The sequence below is a fragment of the Streptomyces sp. WAC05292 genome (assembly GCF_003949955.1).
GTDB classification, from domain to species: domain Bacteria; phylum Actinomycetota; class Actinomycetes; order Streptomycetales; family Streptomycetaceae; genus Streptomyces; species Streptomyces globosus.
This window is the reverse complement of sequence record NZ_RPSE01000701.1, coordinates 1-1,495: the sequence shown is the minus strand read 5'-3', so window position 1 is coordinate 1,495 and position 1,495 is coordinate 1. Positions and strand designations below refer to the sequence as shown.

At 75.1% G+C, this 1,495-nt stretch carries 1 protein-coding gene and 1 pseudogene; both read left to right on the top strand.

Annotated features, from left to right (window positions below; translation table 11 throughout):
- Positions 1–771, top strand: a 771-nt coding sequence (locus EF903_RS32490; RefSeq protein WP_185902946.1) for a 50S ribosomal protein L11 methyltransferase, incomplete at its 5' end; no start/stop codon positions are given.
- A gap of 254 nt (positions 772–1,025) precedes the next feature.
- Positions 1,026–1,495: pseudogene (locus EF903_RS32485) on the top strand (5,6-dimethylbenzimidazole synthase); the annotation flags it as partial.

Genomic DNA, 1,495 nt, shown 5'->3' with positions numbered 1-1,495 from the left:
CACAAGCACGCCTACGGGGAGGCACCTCTCAACGCCGCGGCCTACTGCCTCGCCGAGGGCGGTCTCACCCTGGACGACATCGACGTGGTCGCCCACGGGTGGGACCTCCCCGCCCTCTTCGCCGACCACGCCTGGCGCAACCCCAACGTCGTCATCGTCATCGGCGGCCAGACCGTCTCCGCCGACCCCGCCTGGATCCTCGGACACAACCCCGCCCGTACCGCCGAACGCGGCTGGGCCCGCCCCGAGGACGGCACCGGCGAAGGCGAGTCGGCCACCCTGCGCGCCGCCCAGCTCGCCCGGCTCGGCCCGCGCACCGGCGACCTCGTCTGGGACATCGGCTCCGGCTCCGGCGCCTTCGCCGTCGAGGCCGCCGCCTTCGGAGCCGCCGTCATCGCCGTCGACGCCGACCCGCGGGCCTGCGAGCGCACGGCCGCCGCCGCCCGCACCCGCGGAGTCCAGCTCCAGGTCCTCGCCGGCCGCGCCCCTCACGTTCTGGAGGACCTCCCCGAACCCGACGTCGTCCGCGTCGGCGGAGGCGGCGCCGACGTCGTCGCGGCAGTCGCCGAACGCCGCCCCGAACGGATCGTCACCCACGCCTCCACCCGCGACGAGGCAGAGGCGCTCGGCCGCGCCCTCGCCGAGGGCGGATACGCCGTCGAATGCGCCCTCCTGCAGTCCGTCGGGCTCGACCCCCTCACCTGGAACGAACAGGACCGTACCGTCGTGTTCCTCCTGGCAGCCCGGCGCCCGGTGAACCACCGGGCCTGAGCCCGGGGTAGGCTGGCCGATCGTCGTACTGCCCTGGTACGCCCAGGGACGGCGGCACAAACAAGACGCGCGACGTGGCGCAGTCCACAGCAGACCGCGGCGGTTTCGGCCGCCGCGGCGGCGAACGGGCGCGACAATGCTTACTGGTTGTCGCAGGGTGCGTACGCGGAACGACGCGTCGCACGGCAACCCCGCTCGTTGGTCTTGTGGGCGCCGGGCGATCGAAGAGGCAACACGATGGGCGAGGGGTACGCATGACCGACACCGGCCAGGTACCGGGCGAGGGACTCCCGGACAACGCGGGCATGGTGGACCAGCAGGGCATTCCGGCTCAGGTCCCGCAGCCGGGCGCCTACGCCTTCCAGGACCTCGTGGACAACCCCGCCGAGGCCGAGGACGAAGAACTCCTGCTCATGCCGAGCGGCCACGGCCACGGCTCGTGGAGCGACCCGCAGGTGGTCCCGCCCGCGCCGGCCTACCCCGTCGAAACCTCCTACGGCGACGCCCCGTACGCCGACTACGCCGACCCGCACACCGCCTACGCCGAGCCCGCGCACCCCGCGCCGGCCGCCTTCCCCGACCCCGCCGACGCCTCGTACGGCGCCGGGGTGCACGAGGCCGGGGGCCGCGACTCCGGCTCCCTGGACCTCGGCGGGATGGTGCCGCCGCACGCCGCCGCCCCGGCCGCGCCCGTCGCCCCGCCCCGCCGGCCGCTGCACATGGG